The sequence below is a fragment of the Spirosoma luteum DSM 19990 genome (assembly GCF_000374065.1).
Lineage (GTDB): Bacteria > Bacteroidota > Bacteroidia > Cytophagales > Spirosomataceae > Spirosoma > Spirosoma luteum.
This window is the reverse complement of the sequence record NZ_KB893251.1, coordinates 13843-34511: the sequence shown is the minus strand read 5'-3', so window position 1 is coordinate 34511 and position 20669 is coordinate 13843. Positions and strand designations below refer to the sequence as shown.

At 53.4% G+C, this 20669-nt stretch carries 12 protein-coding genes and 1 pseudogene; 4 read left to right on the top strand and 9 right to left on the bottom strand.

The genetic code is table 11. The features are described 5' to 3' along the window. Positions 1 to 38 precede the first annotated feature (38 nt). Both B156_RS0109685 and B156_RS0109680 read left to right on the top strand, forming a co-directional pair. Positions 39 to 1577, top strand: a complete 1539-nt coding sequence (locus B156_RS0109685; protein WP_018619491.1) for a glycosyltransferase family protein — start codon at positions 39 to 41, stop codon at positions 1575 to 1577. Then, positions 1574 to 1864 (top strand): hypothetical protein, encoded by a 291-nt coding sequence (locus B156_RS0109680; protein ID WP_018619490.1) that lies wholly within the window; start codon positions 1574 to 1576, stop codon positions 1862 to 1864. The genes B156_RS0109685 and B156_RS0109680 overlap by 4 nt, the downstream gene beginning before the upstream one ends. A 65-nt stretch (positions 1865 to 1929) precedes the next feature. Here the strand turns inward: B156_RS0109680 and ald are convergent, their stop codons facing one another. Further along, positions 1930 to 3066, bottom strand: a complete 1137-nt coding sequence (gene ald / locus B156_RS0109675) for an alanine dehydrogenase (protein WP_018619489.1) — start codon at positions 3064 to 3066, stop codon at positions 1930 to 1932. Between the two features lie 174 nt (positions 3067 to 3240). Here ald and B156_RS0109670 point away from each other — a divergent pair, with 174 nt between their 5' ends. Next, positions 3241 to 3714 carry an Lrp/AsnC family transcriptional regulator gene (locus tag B156_RS0109670; RefSeq protein ID WP_018619488.1) on the top strand — a complete coding sequence of 158 codons (474 nt, stop codon included), beginning with the start codon at positions 3241 to 3243 and terminating at the stop codon, positions 3712 to 3714. A gap of 91 nt (positions 3715 to 3805) precedes the next feature. Here B156_RS0109670 and B156_RS0109665 read toward each other — a convergent pair whose 3' ends face one another. Beyond that, positions 3806 to 4645 carry an N-acetylmuramoyl-L-alanine amidase-like domain-containing protein gene (locus B156_RS0109665; RefSeq protein ID WP_018619487.1) on the bottom strand — a complete coding sequence of 280 codons (840 nt, stop codon included), beginning with the start codon at positions 4643 to 4645 and terminating at the stop codon, positions 3806 to 3808. A gap of 63 nt (positions 4646 to 4708) precedes the next feature. Then, entirely contained in the window at positions 4709 to 6448 is a 1740-nt protein-coding gene (locus B156_RS0109660) for an alpha-amylase family protein (protein WP_018619486.1), read from the bottom strand. A 131-nt stretch (positions 6449 to 6579) separates the two neighbouring features. Between B156_RS0109660 and B156_RS32575 the strand changes: the two are divergent. Continuing rightward, positions 6580 to 8454: pseudogene (locus B156_RS32575) on the top strand (glycoside hydrolase family 13 protein). Between the two features lie 71 nt (positions 8455 to 8525). Here B156_RS32575 and B156_RS0109650 read toward each other — a convergent pair. The 6 genes from B156_RS0109650 to B156_RS0109625 form a co-directional block, all read right to left on the bottom strand. Continuing rightward, on the bottom strand, positions 8526 to 9425 hold the full coding sequence (locus B156_RS0109650; RefSeq protein ID WP_018619483.1) for an ROK family protein: 900 nt from the start codon (positions 9423 to 9425) through the stop codon (positions 8526 to 8528). Positions 9426 to 9427: 2 nt separating this feature from the next. Continuing rightward, positions 9428 to 11575 carry an outer membrane protein assembly factor BamB family protein gene (locus B156_RS0109645; RefSeq protein WP_018619482.1) on the bottom strand — a complete coding sequence of 716 codons (2148 nt, stop codon included), beginning with the start codon at positions 11573 to 11575 and terminating at the stop codon, positions 9428 to 9430. A gap of 60 nt (positions 11576 to 11635) precedes the next feature. Beyond that, on the bottom strand, positions 11636 to 14254 hold the full coding sequence (locus B156_RS0109640; protein ID WP_018619481.1) for a glycosyl hydrolase: 2619 nt from the start codon (positions 14252 to 14254) through the stop codon (positions 11636 to 11638). A gap of 100 nt (positions 14255 to 14354) precedes the next feature. Next, entirely contained in the window at positions 14355 to 16766 is a 2412-nt protein-coding gene (locus tag B156_RS0109635; protein ID WP_018619480.1) for a hypothetical protein, read from the bottom strand. Further along, the gene (locus B156_RS0109630) at positions 16763 to 17893 is read right to left on the bottom strand and encodes a DUF4249 domain-containing protein (protein ID WP_018619479.1); all 1131 of its coding nucleotides are present in this window, start codon (positions 17891 to 17893) and stop codon (positions 16763 to 16765) included. Before B156_RS0109630 ends, B156_RS0109635 begins: the two co-directional genes overlap by 4 nt. A 4-nt stretch (positions 17894 to 17897) precedes the next feature. After that, positions 17898 to 20669 (bottom strand): TonB-dependent receptor, encoded by a 2772-nt coding sequence (locus B156_RS0109625; RefSeq protein WP_018619478.1) that lies wholly within the window; start codon positions 20667 to 20669, stop codon positions 17898 to 17900.

Genomic DNA, 20669 nt, shown 5'->3' with positions numbered 1-20669 from the left:
GCTGAAATCGCTGGCAAATGGCCCACTGTTAGTATGTTATGAAATCACGCTGGATTGTTCCGGTTGCCACGAGCAGCCTGATACTACTCTTATTTTTCTGCTTCAAAATTGCCCGGTTCAATGCGTTGTATTATACCTACAACGACATGTACATTTTTCTTCAGGCATCGTGCAGCTGGCTGGATGGCAGGCCGCTGCTGTACGAAAACATCTGGGGCTACGATGACCGGATTCATAACAATTATGCCATGCTGCTCTGGGGGCCACTCATCTACCTGGGTGGTGCCTACGGCGCTTTTGCCGTTCAGGTGGGCCTGTTAGCCTTGAGTTATGGGTTGTTACTACGTCAGCTTAGCCGACAAATGGCTTCCTGGGCTGTTTGGGCCGCCTTAAGTGTGTTGCTGCTGGGACCTGTCTGGTTCTGGCTCAACGACCACCCTGGCATTGGCTGGCATCCTGAACTGACCTATTTCCCGCTGTCGATTCTCTTTTTTCTGGCCTTGTACACGCGTCAGTCAACCTGGTTTTGGATAACGGGTGCGTTGATCGTATTGGTAAAAGAAGACGGTGCTCTGCTGGTGGGTGCTATTCACCTGGCCTATCTGTGCCTTCAGTACCTGGCTACCAATCGGGAGCGTAATGTTTTTGGTATACTCACCAGGTCCGTATTCTGGCGGGTGTTGGGCGGTTGGGCGGCCGTTTTTATAGCAGGGATGCTTTTTTTGTCGTACAAAAATCATTCGGCCGAGCCTGAACCCCGGCTGCAGCAGGCTCTCGCTGCTATTGGTAACGGCCTGCATGATGCAACGTTTATTCGTACGAACCTACGTCTGCTGGGGCAAACGGTCCTGCTCCTGTTGCCCTCCATCGGCTTATTGGCATACGGACTGTTTCGGACCGGTTGGCAGCAAACTGGTAGCGTTCTGTTGGTTTATGCAGTAGCTCAACTGGCGCTGTTACTCTCTAACTGGGTACAGGGGGGCACCTATTACGGAACCAATGCTTTATTTGACCTGGTATCGCTTACGTGGCCACCCCGGTTTGTACTGGTTTATGCGTTCTCCGTGGTGTATACGTTGCTTGTGTGGCTTATATTCGGTGTCGGCAGGCAGCAGGCTTCCGGCAGGCAGTGGATTTCGGTCTGTGTAGTGCTCGTAGTTATACAGCTGCCCATTGTTCAGTACGCCCGGCCCGACTTCCGGTTCTTTGCCAGTCTTCGTAATCTGGTGACGCACCGATATGACCCTGAAAAAGAACCGCTGTTACCGGCTTCGGATGTAGCCGTTGTTGAAAAACTCGCCCATGTTATTCCCGCACGCTCAAATGTGTTTGTCTTTGATTACCTGATTCCGTTTTTTCACAAACATTACAACATCTGGCCTACCAAAAATCAATGGGAGAAAGCGGACCTGGCTATTATTCCAAACAATGATTTTCAGAAGCTGGGTGAACTGCTGCCCCGCGTTATGAAGCAACCCTACCGGGCCGTGCGGCTGGATACCTATACGGTGTATGTTACCCCGGCTTATGAATCGTACCTGCAAAAAGCCTTACCCGAAAAATTCAGCGTAAAATGACCATTGAGCAGTTCAAAACTACCCTGTCGCAGCCAGAGCCGCCAGCGGGTATCCATCCGGTTCTACAGGGGCTCTGGTATGATGGCTGCGGCCATTGGGAAGCCGCCCATAACGTTGCGCAAGGCCGGGAGGGCACCCCGCCTTACGACCGGCTGCACGCCTACCTGCACCGAAAAGAAGGCGACCGGTTCAATGCCAACTACTGGTACCGTCGGGCGGGAGAACCCTATTTTGAGGGTTCGCTGGACGAGGAGTGGGCTGTTTTGGTGGCGAAATATCTGAGCTAAGACCCAAAAAAAAGGCCATACTCCGAAAAGTATGGCCTGCGTCTATCGATGAATAAGTAATATTTTTAGCGTACTGACTCTTCTTCCTGAGTCAATACCGAATTTACGTCGGTTAATGGCAAGCCGAAGGCATCGGCCACTCCCTGATACACTACTTTACCGCCTACTACATTCAGTCCCAGTTTCAGGTCTGTGTTGTCGCGGCATGCCTGTTGCCAGCCTTTGTTGGCAAGTTGCAGCGCGTAAGGCAGGGTTGCATTGGTTAAAGCCAGCGTGCTGGTATAGGGAACAGCCCCCGGCATATTGGCTACGCAGTAATGCACTACACCATCAATGATGAACGTAGGGTCTTCGTGCGTAGTTGGCCGGCAGGTTTCGATACATCCGCCCTGATCCACGGCTACGTCGACCAACACCGTACCCGGCCGCATCTGCGTCAGCATTTCACGGGTGATGAGGTGAGGTGCTTTGGCACCCGGAATCAGTACCGCCCCGATAATCAGGTCGCAGATTTTGATCATGTCCCGAATGTTATACTCATTCGACATCATCGTCTGCACGTTGGGCGGCATGATGTCTGACAGGTAACGCAACCGGGCCAGACTTACGTCCATAATAGTGACCTGCGCCCCCAGTCCGGCGGCCATCTTGGCGGCTTGCGTACCAACAATACCTCCACCGAGCACGAGTACGTTGGCGGGCTTAACCCCTGGTACACCACCCAGTAAAATACCCCGACCTTTCATGGGTTTTTCGAGGTACTTGGCTCCTTCCTGAACCGCCATCCGACCGGCTACTTCCGACATAGGTACCAGCAAGGGTAAGCTACGGTCGGGCCGCTCAACGGTCTCGTAAGCCAGACAAATAGCCCCTTTGGCCAGCATGGCCTGGGTCAGTTCTTCCGACGAAGCGAAGTGGAAATACGTAAAGAGAAGCTGGTTTTCCTTGATAAGGTCATACTCCGAAGCGATCGGCTCCTTAACCTTCATGATCATCTCGGCAATACCATAAATAGCCTCGATAGTGGGGAGCATTATGGCACCGGCTGCAATGTACTCTTCATCCTCAAAACCGCTACCTGCACCCGCATTGACCTGTACATAAACTGTATGGCCACGTTTCCGAAGTTCGGTAACGCCTGCGGGAGTCAACGCAACGCGATTTTCGTTATTCTTTATTTCAGCGGGAACACCGATTACCATGAGCGATCAATTGATTTGGCCTAGTAGGATTGCCTTTAAACAAAGGTAAAAAGGCGGTGTTACTTTTCTGATATTACTCATTATTTTGGAAAATAAGCTTGTAATCAGCCTTATAAACAGGAAATAAATCTATTTTTAGCGAATAATAGGGGTTAAATACGTAAAAATGCCGTTATGGATAATCTGGACAATACCGACCGTAAAATATTGACCCTGCTCCAGCAAGACGCACTGATGACCATTCAGGAAATTGGAAAGCGGATCAACCTCTCCAAAACCCCCATTCATGAGCGAATAAAGCGACTCGAACGGGAAGGAGTCATCGACCGTTACGTGACGATTTTAAACAGAAAAAAACTGGGTAACCTGTTGATGGTCTACTGCCAGGTTACGCTCGACCGGCAAACCCGCGATGCGTTTGCGGCTTTTGAAGCGGCCATCTGTGAACTGCCCGATGTAGTAGAGTGTAACCGGGTGTCGGGTACGTTCGATTACCTGCTCAAGATTGTTAGCCGTAATATGGAAACCTACAACCGCTTTTACCAGGAACACCTGTCCGTTATTGCGGGTACGCTGCACATCAGCAGCTTTTTTGTGATGGCCGAAGTGAAAAACTCGACTATAGTACCATTGGAGCTGGAGAAGTAAGGAAGGAGAAGTGAAAAATGTAGAATGAAAAATATTTTATGCTGATAATCAGTCTCTAAGAGTTTATTCTACATTGTTAACGCTTCACTATTCATTTCAGTCGGGCTACCCGAATGCCCGACAGGTGTTTATGCCACAGCAGGTAATCGCTTATAGGGTACTTCGTAATTACTACTTCACCCTGGTCGGAGGAGGCATGAAGGAGATGCATGCGCCCATCAGGTTGTCGGACGGCCAGGCCAACGTGCTTCATATCCAGACCGGGCCGGGCGGCCATCAGCATCACGATATCCCCGTCCTGAAGCTGCGCTTCGGCCTGCCGAATGTTCTTTTTCGGTACAAAAGCAAAGGGCTGCTGACTCAGTGATGCTTCCGTTCGGGCCACCTGTTTAAAGATGGCCGGGTCCTGCAGGCGGGGGTATCGATACATCGACGCGGTCATGTAAGAAACGGATTTCGCTACGGAGATACTGCCCGGTAGTTCATGGGTTACATCGGTCAAAAGGCCGTGCTGTTCATTGTCGCGCAGCCAGTCCGAGAAATAATGCAATCGACTGGCGTAGCCTTCGATCCGCCCATCCCGATACCGGAGCCGGGTCAGATACTGGCGAAACGTTTCATCAAACAGGGCTGGATTTTGTTTAACGGATACAGCCTGCCAGGTTAATGAAAGGGCCAGTACGGTTTCCAGGTAGGTGGTGCAATCGAATTCCCGAACGTTAACAACCAGTTGTTCGGTAGGATTCACGTCGAGCGTATGTGGGGTGTACGGGTTACCGATAAACTGTTTACCAATTTTAATGGTCGTTTCGGCCAGTGTTTTGCCCCCCACAATGGTCAGTGAGTTCAGGTTACTGGGCAGAACAATTCCCTGAGCCTGTCCGGCTGGTGAAAGCAACAGCAAAAGAAGGGTAGTAAACAGGTTGCGCACAGGAACTTAATTAAGGTCTACTCTAGTATGTTGACGAAGAGATTACTTAAAAGTAGCCTTTTTTTACGATTTTATTTCAAATACCCGCACCGAACGGGGGGGCAAATGAATCGGTACACCCGCCAGACCGGATGTCTCAATCCGGGTATCGCTCATGAAAATATCACTGAACCAATGCGTTCGGGCAGCATCTTTCTGCATAGCCTCAAAGGCAGCCTGTGGAATGGTGATAGTAGTACTGTGCGTGTTTTTACTGGAAAAATTGCAGACGATGAGTAACTGCTGCCGTTCGGTATAGCGCAGGTAACTATATACCTGATGTGCATCGTACCCCGGGCTTTGCCCATTGTCATTCGCGTATTGTAAATCGTAAAAATAACCGTTCTGAATGGCATCGGAGTTGATGACGAGGTGGTTCAACTGCTGGTAAAAAGCCCGCAGACTGCGCTGATTATCGGTCAGGCCACCGCCATCGTACCGACCCTGATTGAGCCAGCCCTGCCAGTCCGGTAATCCCCAGTAATCGAAAATAGTCGTGCGCCCGTCATCGCCACTAAAGCCTTCAACGCCTTCGGCCCGTACGCCAATTTCCTGCCCAAAATACAGCAGAACAGGCCCCGTGTGCATGGTGGCGGCCAGGGTCATACCGGGGATGGCCGCCCAGGGATCGTTGGTGAAGAAACGGGAAGCAATACGCTGTTCGTCGTGGGTTTCCAGAAACCGGAGCATGTGCTGGGCAAAGTCGCCGGATTCGTGCTGCCACACGCTGGTCAGTTCGTAACAGGAGCCATGCCCTTCCATGAGCCGCCGAACCGCATCGTACAGCCCTACTTTATCGTAGAGATAATCAAAACGACCCTCAAAAATGAACGAACGGTACAGACCCGGATCGTAGATTTCGGCAATGAAAATCAGGCGTGGGTAACGCTGTTTCACGCGGCTGATGGCCCAGTTCCAGAAAGCTACCGGCACCATATGAGCCATATCGCAACGGAATCCATCAACGCCTTTTTCGGCCCAGAACAGCAGAATATCGAGCATCTGATGCCAGGTAACCGGAATCGGATCAAGGTGTAAACTGCCGTCGAAAACATTGTAACCATAATTCAACTTCACCGTTTCGTACCAGTCATTGATGTCGGGGGTGGCGGTGAGGGAACCACTGCCCGTTACTTTGGCCGGAAACTCAGTCAGCTTCGGAACGGGTGTGCTCTCCGCACGGTGCTGAAGCGAGTCCTGGTCCGGGCTAACAAATTGTTGCCCCGGCAAATAGTAGAAATTATTGGCGGATGAAAAGGCAAGGCTGGTATCGTCGTTCTGGCCGAGGTCTGCAACGCCCGCCGGTTTGCAGTCGGATTGATACTGACGGGCCACGTGGTTCGGCACAAAGTCAATGATTACTTTCAGACCGTGGGACTGGGTTCGGAGTACCAGAGCCTCAAACTCAGCCATGCGGTTGGGTACGTCGACGGCCAGGTCGGGGTCAACATCGTAGTAGTCTTTTACGGCGTAAGGAGACCCTGCCCGCCCTTTCACTACCGTTGGGTCATCAGGACGAATACCCTGGTCACTGTAATTGGTTTCGGTGGCGTGTTCAATAACACCGGTGAACCAGATGTGCGAGGCCCCAAATTGACGGATCGCTTTGAGGGCCGCTTCATTGATATCATTGAATTTACCGACGCCATTTTCGTCGCGACTTCCGTACGGTCGGTTGGTGGTGTTCTGATTACCAAACAGCCGGGTGAAAATCTGGTAAATGATTAATTTGTCCATCGTCGGGACAGCCGATTCCATATACATATGGGCAGATCAATTCAGGTTAGCGTAAGGTACCAGCCACATTTCCGCAAAGCTATGGCCTTTTTCGGCTAAAATTTTTCGTTATTTTTCGTTATTGTTGCATTATTCGTATGTCAACCGCTTGCTAACCTATGACAAAACTAACTACTACGCTCTTTTTCGTGCTGAGCCTGATGGCGCGTGTCACCGTTGCCCAGGATGCCCGTATTCAGCGCGTCAACCCAACCAACTGGTGGGTGGGAATGAAGAACCCGACGGTGCAACTGATGGTGTATGGCCCCAATGCCGGAACACTGACCTATTCGCTCAACTATCCGGGGGTTAAACTGGCTAAAACGCACACGGTCGAAAACCCGAACTACGCCTTCCTGGACCTGGTTATTTCGCCCACGGCCAAAGCCGGGACCCTCAAACTAACGGGAAAGCGGGGCAACCAGACGCTTACGCAACCGTTCGTTCTGAAAGCCCGCGACAAAACCCCCAAAGGAACGGGTGTAACCTCGGCGGATTTTATCTACCTGGCCATGCCCGACCGCTTTGCCAATGGCGACCCCGCCAATGACAAGTTTGCCGATATGGCCGACCCTAACGCCGACCGGGCCAATCCTTTTTACCGGCATGGAGGGGATTTGGCCGGGGCTGCCAAACACCTCGACTACCTGAAAGATTTGGGTGTTACCGCCATCTGGTTCACGCCATTGCTGGAGAATAACCAGCCCCTTACCAACGAGGGCGGGGTCATGCGCTCGGCCTATCATGGCTACGGGTTCACCGACCATTATACCATAGACAAGCGTTTTGGTGGCAATCAGGCCTACTCCGCGTTCATCAAGTCGGCGCATGCGGCCGGGTTTAAAGTGGTGCAGGATGCCGTATATAACCACGTTGGTATTAATCACTGGTTTATCAAAGATATGCCCAGCAAAGACTGGGTTCACCAGTGGCCTGCCTACACAAATACTTCCTATAAATACCAGCCCATTACGGACCCCCACGCTGCCGAAACCGACCGGCGCGTCACCCTCGATGGCTGGTTTGTACCGTTCCTGCCCGACCTCAATCAGAACAATCCGTACGTGGCTAACTTCCTGATTCAGCACGCCATCTGGACCGTGGAGGAGTTTGGCGTAGATGCCTGGCGGGTGGACACGTACATGTATAACGATTTGCCCTTTATGAATCGCTGCAACGCGGCCCTGATGGAGCAATACCCAACTATTCACATTTTTGGGGAGTCATGAGTCAATAACGTCGTTGATCAGGCGTACTATACTCGCAATAAAATTGACTTCCCGTTCAAGTCGAATCAACCGGGGGGCCTTGATTTTGTGCTGTATTCGGCCATGCTGGATGGATTAAAGCAGAATTTTAGCTGGGACGATGGCGTAAACCGCCCCTATCAGGCACTGGCGCAGGATGTGGTGTATACCGACCCGACCAAACTTGTCACTTTCCTGGATAACCATGATACCGACCGGTACCTGTCCGTGATTGGCGAGGATTTCGATAAGTACAAAATTGGTCTGACCTGGCTGCTCACTACGCGCGGCATCCCGTCGATGTACTACGGCACCGAAATTCTGATGAAGAACGTCAAAGACCCGTCGGATGCCGAGGTGCGTCGTGATTTTCCCGGTGGTTTTTCGGGGGACAAGGAAAATAAGTTCGAGGCTGCCGGACGTACCGACAAGGAGAACGACGCGTTCAATTTTGTGAAAAAACTGGCGAACTACCGCCGGGTTACACCCGCGCTGCACTCGGGGAAACTCACGCAGTACCTGCCACAAAATGGTACGTACGTCTATTTTCGGTACGATGCGGGCAAAACGGTGATGGTAGCGACCAACAGCACCGAGAAGGAAATAAGCCTGGATACGGCCCGTTTCTCCGAACGGATGAGTGGTTTCTCATCCGCCAGAAATGTACTGACCGATGAGAAGCTGACGGACTTAAAAGGAATAAAACTGCCCGCCAAAACGGCCCTGGTGCTGGAGCTGGAGAAATAGTCCGCCCCGTTGTGGTGTCGTTTCTGCACCGCCAAACTGGTCAGAAACGACACCACAACGGGGTCTGTTAGCTAAGCCTGCAAACTGGCCGCGGCCCCAATGGCACCCGCCCACTCCCCAAAATGGGCTTTGCAGATAGTCGTTTTTTTGCCGCCCGGCCGCCATTCAAACAGATCCATGAAGGTGGCCAAAGGACCGAACAACGCATCGTCGGCTTGGGTGATGCCCCCGCCCAGGATAATTCGTTCGGGCGAAAACGAGTTGGCAATGGAGGCCAGTGCCCCCGCCAGCCGACGTACGGAAGTCAGCCAGACGAGCGTAGCCAGTGGTTCTCCCCGTTTATACCCGTCCAGCAGTTCATGCGTACTCTTGTACCGTTCGTACGACCGTCGACCAACGGTGGTGTTGCCAATAGCATCCTCCAGGCTACCGGGCGCGTTCGCAACATCGAGCTGGTCGCTGTCGGCGTCTATCGTCATGTGCCCCAGGTGCCCTGCCATCTGGAAAAATCCCTGATACAGCTGCCCGTTGACCAGCATTCCACCCCCAACCCCCGTTCCCAGGGTTAACATCACGGCGTTGGCAATGTGTTGGGCGGCACCAAACCGGGCTTCGGCCATCAGGGCGGCATGGGCATCGTTCAGCACCCAGACCCGCTCACCCAGAAATTCACCCCAGTCGAAACCTTCCAGCCCCGGCAACCGGCCCGGCATGTAAGCAATGGCCGAATTACCCACATTGGGCAAACCCGGTGCTGCCATCCCTACGCCCAGAATGGACTGTCCGGATATGGCTTTCAGGTCGCGTACCGTTTGGGCTACCGCTTCCTTCCAATTGTTCGTTTCGCCGTCGTTGGTGGGCGTCATCCGTTTCTCGATAACCGCCCCCGTCTGGGTGTCGATGAGGACGCCTTTGATGCGGGTACCACCGAGGTCGATGCCGATAGCCTGATTTGTACTGGACATGGGCATGACTACGGTAGGGCGAAAGCTACGTAACTCTCTCCTTTTGGCGCACCCAGTTTGGTCCCTCCGCAGGCCAGCACAATGTATTGTTTACCCGCTACTTCGTAGGTGCTGGGTGTGGCAAAGCAGGCCGCCGGGAGCTGGGTTTGCCAAAGTTGTTTCCCCGTTTTGCAGTCGAATACGCGTAAAAGGGCATCTTTCGTCCCCGCAATAAAGAGCAGCCCACTGGCTGTAATAACGGGGCCGCCGTAACTTTCCGACCCGGTAGGCTCTTTGGTTTTTAGTTCTGGATAGTTTCCCAGCACCGTTTTCCAGACGTATTCGCCGGTGTTGAGGTTAATGGCATTCAGCGTACCCCAGGGTGGTTTCACGGCGGGATAGCCGTTTTTGTCCAGGAACTTACTATAGCCCGATATGCGGTAAGGTACGTTCGATTTCGCCTGTTCGGCCTGACTCAGGCCCGGTTCACGGGCACTGGCCACACCTGATTCTGCCTTTTCCTGCCCAAACAGATACGCCAGTAAATCCTGCTTCTGCGTATCCGACAGACCCGTAAACGCGGGCATCATGCCTTTCCCGTGCGAAACGATATTATTCACGTAGGCCTGACTCCGCCGTTTCTGGATGTTCACCAGCGATGGAAACCCGCTGGCCGGGTTACCCTGCCGTTCGGTTCCGTGGCAGGGCGAACAGGTGGTGGTGTACACCCGCTGACCGGGGCTAAGCTGGGCAAGCTGCTCATTGGATAGTTTCTTGTTGAGCGAAATCAGCCAGCCCATTTCGTTGCTGTTCACGTACATGATTCCGTTGGGGTCAACGGCGGCACCCCCGTACTCGGCACCGCCATCCAGACCGGGATAAATGATAGTGCCCTGCGCACTGAGGGGCGTAAAAGCTCCATCGTAGCGGCTGCGTTTCAGGGTCGCAATGAGTTCCTGCCGATTTTCGGCCAGCGGACTAATATCGGAGGCTTTCAACGAGTGCCGGGCGTAGGGGGCCGGTTTGGTCGGGATGGGTTGCGTGGGCCATGCCTGCTCACCCTCTACGTCGGAAGCCGGAACGGGTACTTCATTGATGGGGAACAGGGGCTTCCCCGTTTCCCGGTCGAACAAAAAGACGTACCCCTGCTTAGTCACCTGCGCCACGGCATCCACCTTTTTCCCGTTGTGCGTCACCGTCACGAGGTTGGGCGGAGCAGGGGCATCGCGGTCCAGAATATCGTGGTGAACGAGCTGGTAATGCCAGAGCCGCTTGCCGGTTTTAGCATCAAGGGCCAGCAGACAGTTGGCAAACAGATTCTGGCCCGCCCGGTTGCCGCCGTAAAAATCAAAGGCCGCCGAGCCGGTGGGCACGAATACAATGCCCCGCTGCCGGTCGACAGCCATCCCCGACCAGTTGTTGGCGGCCCCCACATCGGTATTTTTGTACGTTTCTTTGGGCCAGGTATCGTAGCCAAATTCGCCCGGCTCGGGAATGGTATGGAAAACCCATGCCAGCTTGCCGGTTCGGATATTAAACGCCTGAATGTGCCCCAGTGCCGCATCGGCTCCTTCGGACAGGCGCATGGGCATGATGATAAGGTCTTCGAAAACGGTTCCGGGCGTATTGGAGATAACCATTTTATCTTTTGCCGTTGGCCCCAGCCCAGCTTTCATACTGGTACGGCCCCTCTCGCCAAAACCCACTACGGGCTTGCCGGTGGTGGCTTCCACGGCGTAGAGCCAGGAATCATTCGTGAATAGAATTCGCTGGTCGGCACCATCTTCCCAGTAAACAAGTCCCCGGCTGGTGCTGCTGGAACGGATAGCTCCGTTCATGGCCATACTATCTTTGCGCAACCAGATTGGCGTACCCGTTGCCGCATTGATGGCGAAGGGTTGGGTAGTGGCCGTCATGCCGTACAAAACCCCGTTTTTGATAATGGGATTGCACTGAATCTGCCCCGAATCCAGGGTGTGGTACTGCCACGCCATCTTCAGTTGGCTGACGTTGCTGGCATTGATTTGGGTGAGCGTCGAGTAGTGATTTCGGTCGGGGCCACCCAGGTACTCGGGCCAGTCACTGGCTGCGCCGGGCAACAGAGGCTGGGTGGTTAGTGTAGCCGCGATGAATAGAACTGCCAATAGCAGGGTGAAAGGAACAAACAGTTGTTTCATGGGGTAAGAATACGTCAAGGGGCTAAATATACCCACTTTGGCGGCAGCTGAAAAGAGGAATTACTTATCCGCCAAAGAACCAGCTGGCGTCAGCGTAACCGGCCCGAGTAGCCCGGAAGGCAGGGCATCCCATTTCGTCGCATCGAAGGGTTTGTAGCGGATGTCCACGATGTTGATGTCATAAAATTTCTTCCACTCCGGATGGATTCGGTCGTAGAGCCGCATGTAATTGGCCGACAGGTTCGTAACGTCAACTTCCAGTCGGTTATTACTGGGTTTTAGTTTGTCGGCGGGTAGGGTCAACTGATAGGGGATGCACCAGGCCGTACCAATCGACTCCCCGTTTAGCCGTACGTCGGCTACTTCCCGTACATCGCCCAGGCTCAGCAGGTAGGGTGATGCTTTTGTTCCGGCGGGTAAATCGAAGGTAGTCGTATACCGGCCAATTCCCCAGAAATACCCTGCCGAGTCCGATACGGTTGCCCAGGAGCCGGGACCGGGCATCGTGACTTTTGTCGTTAGAGTCGGTCTGCCATTTAGAAACTGGAATTGCCAAGAGTTAGTCAGTGAAATGGCCGGTCCGACAGGCTGGTTGGTCAGGCGTTTTTGGGCTTCCGTATTCACGACGTTGGGCGTTCCGGCGCTGACGTTGATAAAGCAGGACTGACCGGGTTCGAGATGAAGGAATACCTCATTCTGCCCATTTTTGCCTGTCCGAACGGGTGCTGTTTCCGCTTGATTCGTCAGCGGGTCATACCGACTCACACGGCCCGTTGCCGACAGCGTAATCCAGTTTTGATGAAACTGGTTGCCCAGGTTCGTGATAAAATACTGCGTGGTATCGGCACCGCGCCGTTTGCGGATAAACGACAGCCCTTCGGCAGCCCAGGGTTCTGACCGGATGCCTGATCTGGACAGCGCACTGAAAACATCCGTTGTGCCGGTTACGGCTTTCTGTTTCAGGAGCGTTTGGCCGAGTTGTTTTACCTGTTCCGAGCGGGCCTCATGGTTGTAGAAACCCGGTGCCTGTTGCGCCAGCGGTCCGTCGAAAATAATCCGGGCACCCTGCCGGGCCAGCCGCTCCAGTTGCCGGAGCGATGTTTCGGGTAAATACGTGCTGCGGGGTACCAGCACCACTTTATAAGTAACTCCCGACGGGCTGCGAATACCGGTTTGACTGGCGGTGAGTTTCGTCAGCAGGTCGTCGGACACGTAGTCGAAGGCGTAGCCGTGCTGTGCCAGTTGTTCGCCCAGTTGCCCGACCCGTTGCGGCAATAGCCACTGCTCTACATGGTGAACTTCCAGCTGATGAATCCCCCCCGCCGACCTGGCCCGCGTCGCCCACAAATCATGGATAGGAAAGTATAGCAGCACATCGTTGTCGGATTTGCTGGTTTGCAGGCGTGTCTGGCAGCGTTCGATGTACTGATTCAGCAGGGGCAGATGCGGCCATAAATGCGACGTAGGACCGTAGTTCGTCGAGGCATAAAATAACCATCCCGGCGAATCCACAGTGGGCCACCCTTCGGACGGGGGCGAGTAGGGGATGCCATGGTAGAAAATATGGTTGATACCAGCCGCCAGCAACTCATCGATCTGCGGCTTTATCTGCGACAGGGATACCTGAAAATGATTGGCCAGCCAGGTCCCCGTTTCGGAACTGACCAGTGGTTTGCCCAGCAGGTTCGCGGCCGACGACGCAAATTTCATGGCCAGCGGATTCGGCGTGCCAAACTGCTCGACACTGTAACTGGCATCGACCCGCAGGCCGGGAATGGGAAAACGGCTGGATCCGAATGATTCCGTTTCGGGAATGTCGGCCTGGGCGTAGAGGTCGATGAGATTACCCGGTGAACCGTGCGCCTGATTGCGGGATAAATACCCGGCTTTGGTAGCCCAGTTACCCCAGGTTTTCGCAAAGCCATCGAGCAGGAGTTCGGACAGGGTCTGGTGATAATCCTGATGCACCAGGATGCTTTCGGGCGTTTGGGTCGTATCCTGCAAAGCGGCTAGTTGACTGTTGAGGTTGTACCCCCGCCGGGCCTTGAACTCAGCCAGGAAATTATCCGTCCAGTTGGCCCCATATACTTCGTAGGAGTCGTTGTACACCGCCCTGGGCCGCTCCGGGAGTTGGGTCAGGGTGGAGTCGAAGCGTTTTAAATACTGTGCAACGGCCTGTTTACTGAAGTAGTCAATGACCGGTCCCTGGGCACCCGGTGCGGGGCGTTTTACCTGTTGCTTTGTCAGGACGGAGGTTAGTTTCCCGTCTTCTACCTTCCAGGCTTTAGCCGCCATATCCGAAGTTACACCGGGGCCGCCGAAGGGCCAACCCGTGCCGGTGGTTAGGTCAACACCCAATCCCAGCCGTTTCCCCTCATGAACCGTGTGGGCAAAAACCGCCATCCAGCGGTCACTCAGGTAAGGAATAAACTGCTTTTCGAAGCCTTTTACCCCGTAGATGGGGATGATGTGAACTCCGCCCAGCCCGGCTTTGGCAAACTGTTCGAGCAGGTTGGTGATATCGGGTTCGTTGACGGCATTGCCCATCCACCACCAGTAGGTCCAGGGCTTAGCGGTATTGCCGGTGGCCGTTTGACTGGTAACGAGGGGTTTAGACTGCGCCCGAGCGGTACAAAGGCTGTTCAGGAGTAGCAGCAAAAGAAAAAGGAATCGATTCATAAGGGTGTAGGGTGTACAGGTACAGGGCGAAATGACAGACAAAATAGGGCCTTCGTAGTAAAAGTCCGGGTTGGTCGAAATTTCACCGTACTGTACTCACCTACTTCGGGGTATTTTTTACATTGAAAAGTGTCTGCTGATACCCGGCATGCCCTTCGTTCGTCAATCCGTTGACTTCCACTACATACGTGCCGGTCTGGTCGGAGGTGTAAAAATCAAGCTGGGTTTTCCCCTGGGCGCTGGTTTTCAAGGCCGGATTCCAGTACAGCAGGGTACGCCCATCGGGTAATCGACTGGCGGGGCGGTCGTAGCGGGGGGCGTAAAATTCCCGTTGCCGTTGCAGGCCATCATAGTCGAGTTTCAGCAGTCGGGTATCAAGCGGAAAGCCCGCCAGATCGCCTTTGTACGTCATGAAACTGATGACACCGTAAAACAGGGCCGGACTGATGAGGTAGGCGTTTGTGACTACATCCAGCTGCTTTATTTTCAGGGGGCTGAAGTCAATCACCTTCTCCATATCAAACACCGGTACTCCGTCAATCATCACCAGTGGACTTTGCTCAAAAATGGCCCGGTAAGGCGCGTTCAGCACATCCAGGTGGAATCGCCCCTGCCGTTTGCGGGGCATCACCCCCAGCACATATTCGCGCAGTACCTCTTCCATGCGCGGAAAACGCGTATAGGTATCCAGCAGATACGATTCGCTGGGCTTACCATAAAACGCCGTACTGTCCACTACGGGGCCACGATACTGCCCGGCACGGTCGCCCCAGAAGGTGGATTGTACCTGCATGGCTACACTCCGGCTCAGGAGCTGATCGGCCCGCGATTCGGGTAGCATGAGCGGGGGTAGCGAAAGTAGTGACGTGGATTCGATGAAGGGGTTGGTTATAGTCAGTTTGTCCAGACTGTCTTTCGGAGTCGTTTGCACAATGATGTTCTTCGTTCCGTAGAAATCCTGCATCTCGAACCGAATTCGCCCCAAGGAGTCACTCCGCGATACATATAGCCGAATGGGTTTGCCGGGTGTCGATAGGTACGTAAGTCTGTTGGACAGGGGTTTACCCGAAACGGGGTCGGTAACGGTTCCCTGAATGATAGGGCCGTTAATTTCGGGGGTAAACGCATTAACGGGAGCGGGTGTATTCTGGAGCATATCCGACCAGCGAAACCGGCGCCAGCCGTGGGTTAGCATCAGGTTGTCAGTAGCCTGCTTCACCGCATCGGATTCTTCCTGAAGGTAATACGCCGGTGATTCGATGGAGCCGGACAAGTCGGCCATCAGCCACAAATAACTCAGGATGTTTTCTGAATGAGTAGTCGCCAGCGAATCGAGCCGGTAGACGGCCACGGACAGCTTAGTCTGGTGGCTGTTGTTGGCGGGTGCCTGTACCGACATGTCCAGCATCACCTTGGTACGGGAAGCATACGTGGGTTGGCTGGTTTTTAAGGAGATAGCTACCGGTGTGGGCCGTTTGAAGTACAGCCGTTCGCAAACAGGCTGCTGGCTGGCATCAAAAACGGTGAAGTGCGAGATGCCTTCGCCCAGCACGTTTTTATCGAGTGTAAAGGTTGTTTCTCCCTGTCCGGACTGGCCCTGAATAGAGTGCATTTCGGCGGCTTTAATCGCATTGCGGGTATGGGCAAACAGATACACCGCTGAAGCTCCATCAACGGTAGTGCTAACGGTGATGGTTAGTTTATCCCCGGGAGCTTCTTCCAGCCGCATTACGTATCCCTGCGGCTGAATGGATGGGAGCGACCGCATAAACGAACGACCACTTTCGTCCTGCATTAGAACCCGATAAGTAGTATTGGCTGTAGGGGTAAAACGGAACGTTCCCATCCCGAACTTGTGGGATGCAAACCGGACCAGTGTGTCGCTTTGTCCACTCATGAGCCACCCCCGAACGGGTATACCGTGCCCGGTTGAGTCGGCTACTTTAAAGGCTACTTTACTGGCCAGCCCCTGTACCAGATTGCCGCCTTCCGGGAAAAACTGGATGTCGTAGTCAGTGATGGCTTTGGGTAGTGGCGGGTCGATGGGGGTGAAGGGGTTGACGATGGTCAGGTTTTTTTCGAAGAAATAGTCGGCACTAAAGTTCTTCATCCAGTTGGTATACGCCCGCATCCGGTACAGGCCCGACCGCAGGGATGCGGGCAGAAAGAGACTGCCATTTCCTCCGCCTGTAGTGAGTGCTACTTTCGTTTGTACTACTGAGCGACCTTCTTTATCCAGTAATTCCAGATAAGCTACCCGGCTGATATCAAGCGGTTTGTGATACGTACCATCCACGTAATAGATACTGAACCAGAGGGTTTCGCCGGTGAGGTAACCGGCCTGGTCGGTATGAACAAACAGTTTTTCGGCCAGCGTTTGCCGACGGTAGGTATCGAATGCCTTTGTTATGGCTACCGACGGGTTTGGGGTCTGACCAAACAGCGATGGGCTACAGACCAGTAACAGTAGTAGTGCATTCAGGAAAGGGGTGCGGGAAGGTGTTGATATCATTTCCAGAAGTCAGGCTTTGTGATTACGCCACCCCGCGTCCGGCAATCGGCGCAATCCTCGGACGTAGTGAAGTACATCTTTGTCAGCTCATCATAACTGATAATGGCTGGCTTCATATCGAGTACATCTTTTTTACTGAGCGTATCCATCGTACATCCCCCAAGTCCGGTGTAGGTATTCCAGCCAAACGGTAGCTGACTGCGGCTAATAAACAGGCGTTTGCTATCGACCGTGCCGACCCGAAAGAAGCCCAGCACCAGGTCGCTGGCAGTGGTGGCCGAATGAATATTGCCCGTAATCTGCGTCGGTTGCGGGTCGAAAATAGAGCCGACGTTCTGGGTTATTCTGGCCAGTTGGTCATAGTATTCAAAACCCGCCTGGGTCAGCCCAATCTGCCGGACCATAATGCTGTATTTGACCCCCAGCTTGATGGAGGTGCTGGGTATGTGCAACAACGGAAACTGACTCACTACATCCTGGCTCAGCCGGTTGGTGGATGTTGTTATAATGTTGGTGGAGTTATCGCTACCCCAGCACCGGAAAACGGATTGCAGTCGATCCACAATCTGGGTGTTTTTTATCTCCAGCAGGGAGTTGTACAGCGTGTAATATTCCCAGGTCGATGCGAAATCCCAGCGGTAATAGTGGGTGTTGTTTGTAGGGTCATGCGTGTTCACATTGATTTGCAGACCATCGTTTTCTGCCCGCCAGCTTATACTGTCGATAGGGGGCGTTGGTACCACCGGCACGTAGTCCGAATAGTAATCCTGCCCCTTGGTTTTTATGTGCAGGCGGTACGTTTCACCCACTACCGGCATAACGCCCGTCAGGGTATATGCTCCGCTGGTGCCTTCTTTCAGGGTATAGGCCGTTTTGTTGGGCATCTCGATAGTCACCACAGCCTTGGTTTCGGCGGTGGGAAGTTTAGGGTCAGCCAGGTTCTGAGTACGCGACAGAGAGATGGTCGTTGTGGCGCCGGGGGCACTGTCGAAGAAGCCGTTCACGACCAGATAACTGTTGGGCGAGGTGATTTCGGGTGGCCGGTACGGGTCTACGCAACCCGTGAGCAACGACAAAAAATACAATGACAAAAACAGGCTTATATGGCTGTCGCTTAGTTTTTTCATCGCCTTAAAATCTAAAATTATACGTGACCGATGGAATCGGATTGCCAAAAATGGAGAGCTGATAACTTTTTATGACCCCATTCTCCGATTTGAAATAGACCGAGTAGGCATTGTGCCGTCCAAGCAGGTTGTAGACAGAAACCGTCCAGGAGCTGTGCGCCAGTTTCTTGACTTTATGATTTCCTTCGATGTTCATAGCCACATCGGCGCGGTAATAGTCAGGAATCCGGTACTGGTTTCGCTCTGAATACAGCAGCCGGGCGGCTCCATCGAGGTAATACTTGGACACCGGCAGCGTGATGGGTCGCCCCGTGCTATACGTAAAATTGAACGACAGGCTAAACCGGCGATTTATTTTGTAATTGCTGATGAGCGTAACGTCGTGCGGTTTGTCGAAGCTGCTGGGGTAGTAATTGCCCTGATTGATGGTTTCGCTGTTACCCGTGCTGGTAGTACGGAGCAGGGTACGGGCATAGGTATAACTCAGCCAGCCATTCAGTTTGCCCGTTGTTTTTTTAACCAGGAACTCAACACCGTAAGCTAGTCCCTCGGCGTTGATGACGTCGGTTTCGATGTGATGATTCAGAATCAGCGAAGCCCCGCCCCGGTAGTCGAGCCGGTTTTGCATGGTTTTGTAGTACGCTTCTACCGATAGTTCGATGGTATTGGTGCGATTGTTCTTGTACAGGCCAACGGCGTACTGGTCGCCAATCTGCGGTTTGATATTGGGGTCGCTCAGCTTCCAAATGTCGGTTGGCGAAATAACGGTGGTATTGGACAGCATCTGAATATACTGCCGCGTTCGGTTGAAACTCGCTTTCACCGAAGCTGTACCGGACAGGGCGTACCGAAGTGACAGCCGATACTCCGGCCCCTGGTAGGTACTGATGGGCTGGTTGTTTGTGTAGGCTACCGTATCCCTGATATTACCCACCGTTTTAGGCTGCCCCGGCACGTAGTTATACACCGAACGGGCACCCAGATAGGTGTACAGTGAGTAGCGAAGACCACCGCTTATGGAGAGCCGGGGACTCAGGTCGAAGCGGTCGCCGATGTACAGCGCATTTTCAAGCCCCTGTTCATCGGCGACAATATCCGGAACTATCAGCGATGCCTCGCCTTTGGGCTGAAACGTGCCGGGATGGAGTTTGTAGTAGGTAGCACTGACGCCAAAATCCACCGTGTGCTGATTGGTCGGGAAAAAATTAAAATCAGCCTTCACCTGTGTCTGATGGATACCAAAGCCCAAATCATAGGCATTGACCGGATTTTTATCGCTCGACACACTGTAAGTGTAGCCGCTGTAAGTACCCGTGAAAACGCTGTACAGTTTGTTGGTAATGACATGTTTCCACTTCAGCGTAACAGTCTTGTTCTGGTAGGCATAGGCCGTATCGCTGTTGAGTCGAAACTTATCCCGGCTGGCGTAGCCCGTCAGGTAAAACGTGTTCCGTTCGTTCATGTCGTGGGTTATGTGCAGATTCAGGTCATAAAACTGCGCCTGACTTTTCTGAAACGACTCGTTTTGCAACTGGTGCAGCAGCCAGTCGGAGTAGGTGGAGCGGATGCCCACAATAAACGAGGTTTTATCTTTCAGGATGGGGCCTTCCAGCGTTAGTCGGCCCGTTAGCAGCCCGATACCGCCCGACCCGACAAGCTTCTTCTTGTTGCCATCCCGCGTTTGCACATCCAGCACCGACGACAGGCGTCCGCCAAACTTTGCCGGCATAGCGCTTTTGTAGAGTTCGGCACTTTTAATCATGTCGGGGTTGAAGGCGGAGAAGAAGCCGAACAGGTGCGACGAATTATAAATCGTTGCATCGTTGTACAGAATCAGGTTCTGGTCGGTGGCACCCCCGCGCACGTTGAGGCCGGTGGAGCTTTCGCCCACCGTTTTCACACCCGGTAGTGTCTGAATAACCCGCAGTATATCGGCTTCACCCAGGGCTGTGGGTACCTGCTTGATACTTTTGATATCAATCCGTTCCTGCCCCATTTGCAGGCCCGAAATGTTCTTGTCTTTTTCCGCTTCGATAACCACTTCTTTCAGCGCAATCACGTCGTCCTCCATCTCAATGTCGAACCTATCGTCCGAGTAAACGATAATGCGTCGGCGGGTATCTTTCAGGCCGATACTCCTGATTTTGAGGTCATGTTTGCCACGGGGCAGGGTAACGGAATAAAAGCCAAAGGGGTCGGATACGGTGCCGATACGCGGATTTTCGACGTACACGGCGGCCCCCACAATGGGTTCGCCGGAGGCTACATTCCGCACGTAGCCGGACAGGGTAGAGCGGCCGGGTCGGATGGGGGAGGTTCGTTTCCCAATTTCATACACCTTCGCTTCGGGTTCCGGGCGTTTTTTCTGCTGTTGGGAGAGGTAATCGTTCAGCGTGGAGTCGGTTGACGAGCCGGGTAGCCCACCCCGGAAAAAAGCAATAGGCAGCTCCGTCCGAATCACCCGGTCAATGGTGATATAGACGCGCAGTTGATTATCAATGGCATACTGGTATTTTGTGCCGTTAAAAAGCTGTTGCAGTACCGACCGTACCGGTTGATTTTCAACGTTCAGCGTAACGACAAGGCTATCGACTTCGGCGGGGTTGAAGAAGAACCGATACGCGGTCTGGGCTTCAATGGTCTGGGCAAACTGCTCAAAACGTACCTGCTCGAATGTACCACTAACCGGCTTATCAGCCGGTGACTGTGCCAGCGAGGCTATAGCCAGCATCGTCAGTAGCAGTAATGGGAAGAAAGTGCGGTAGAATTGGGCCAT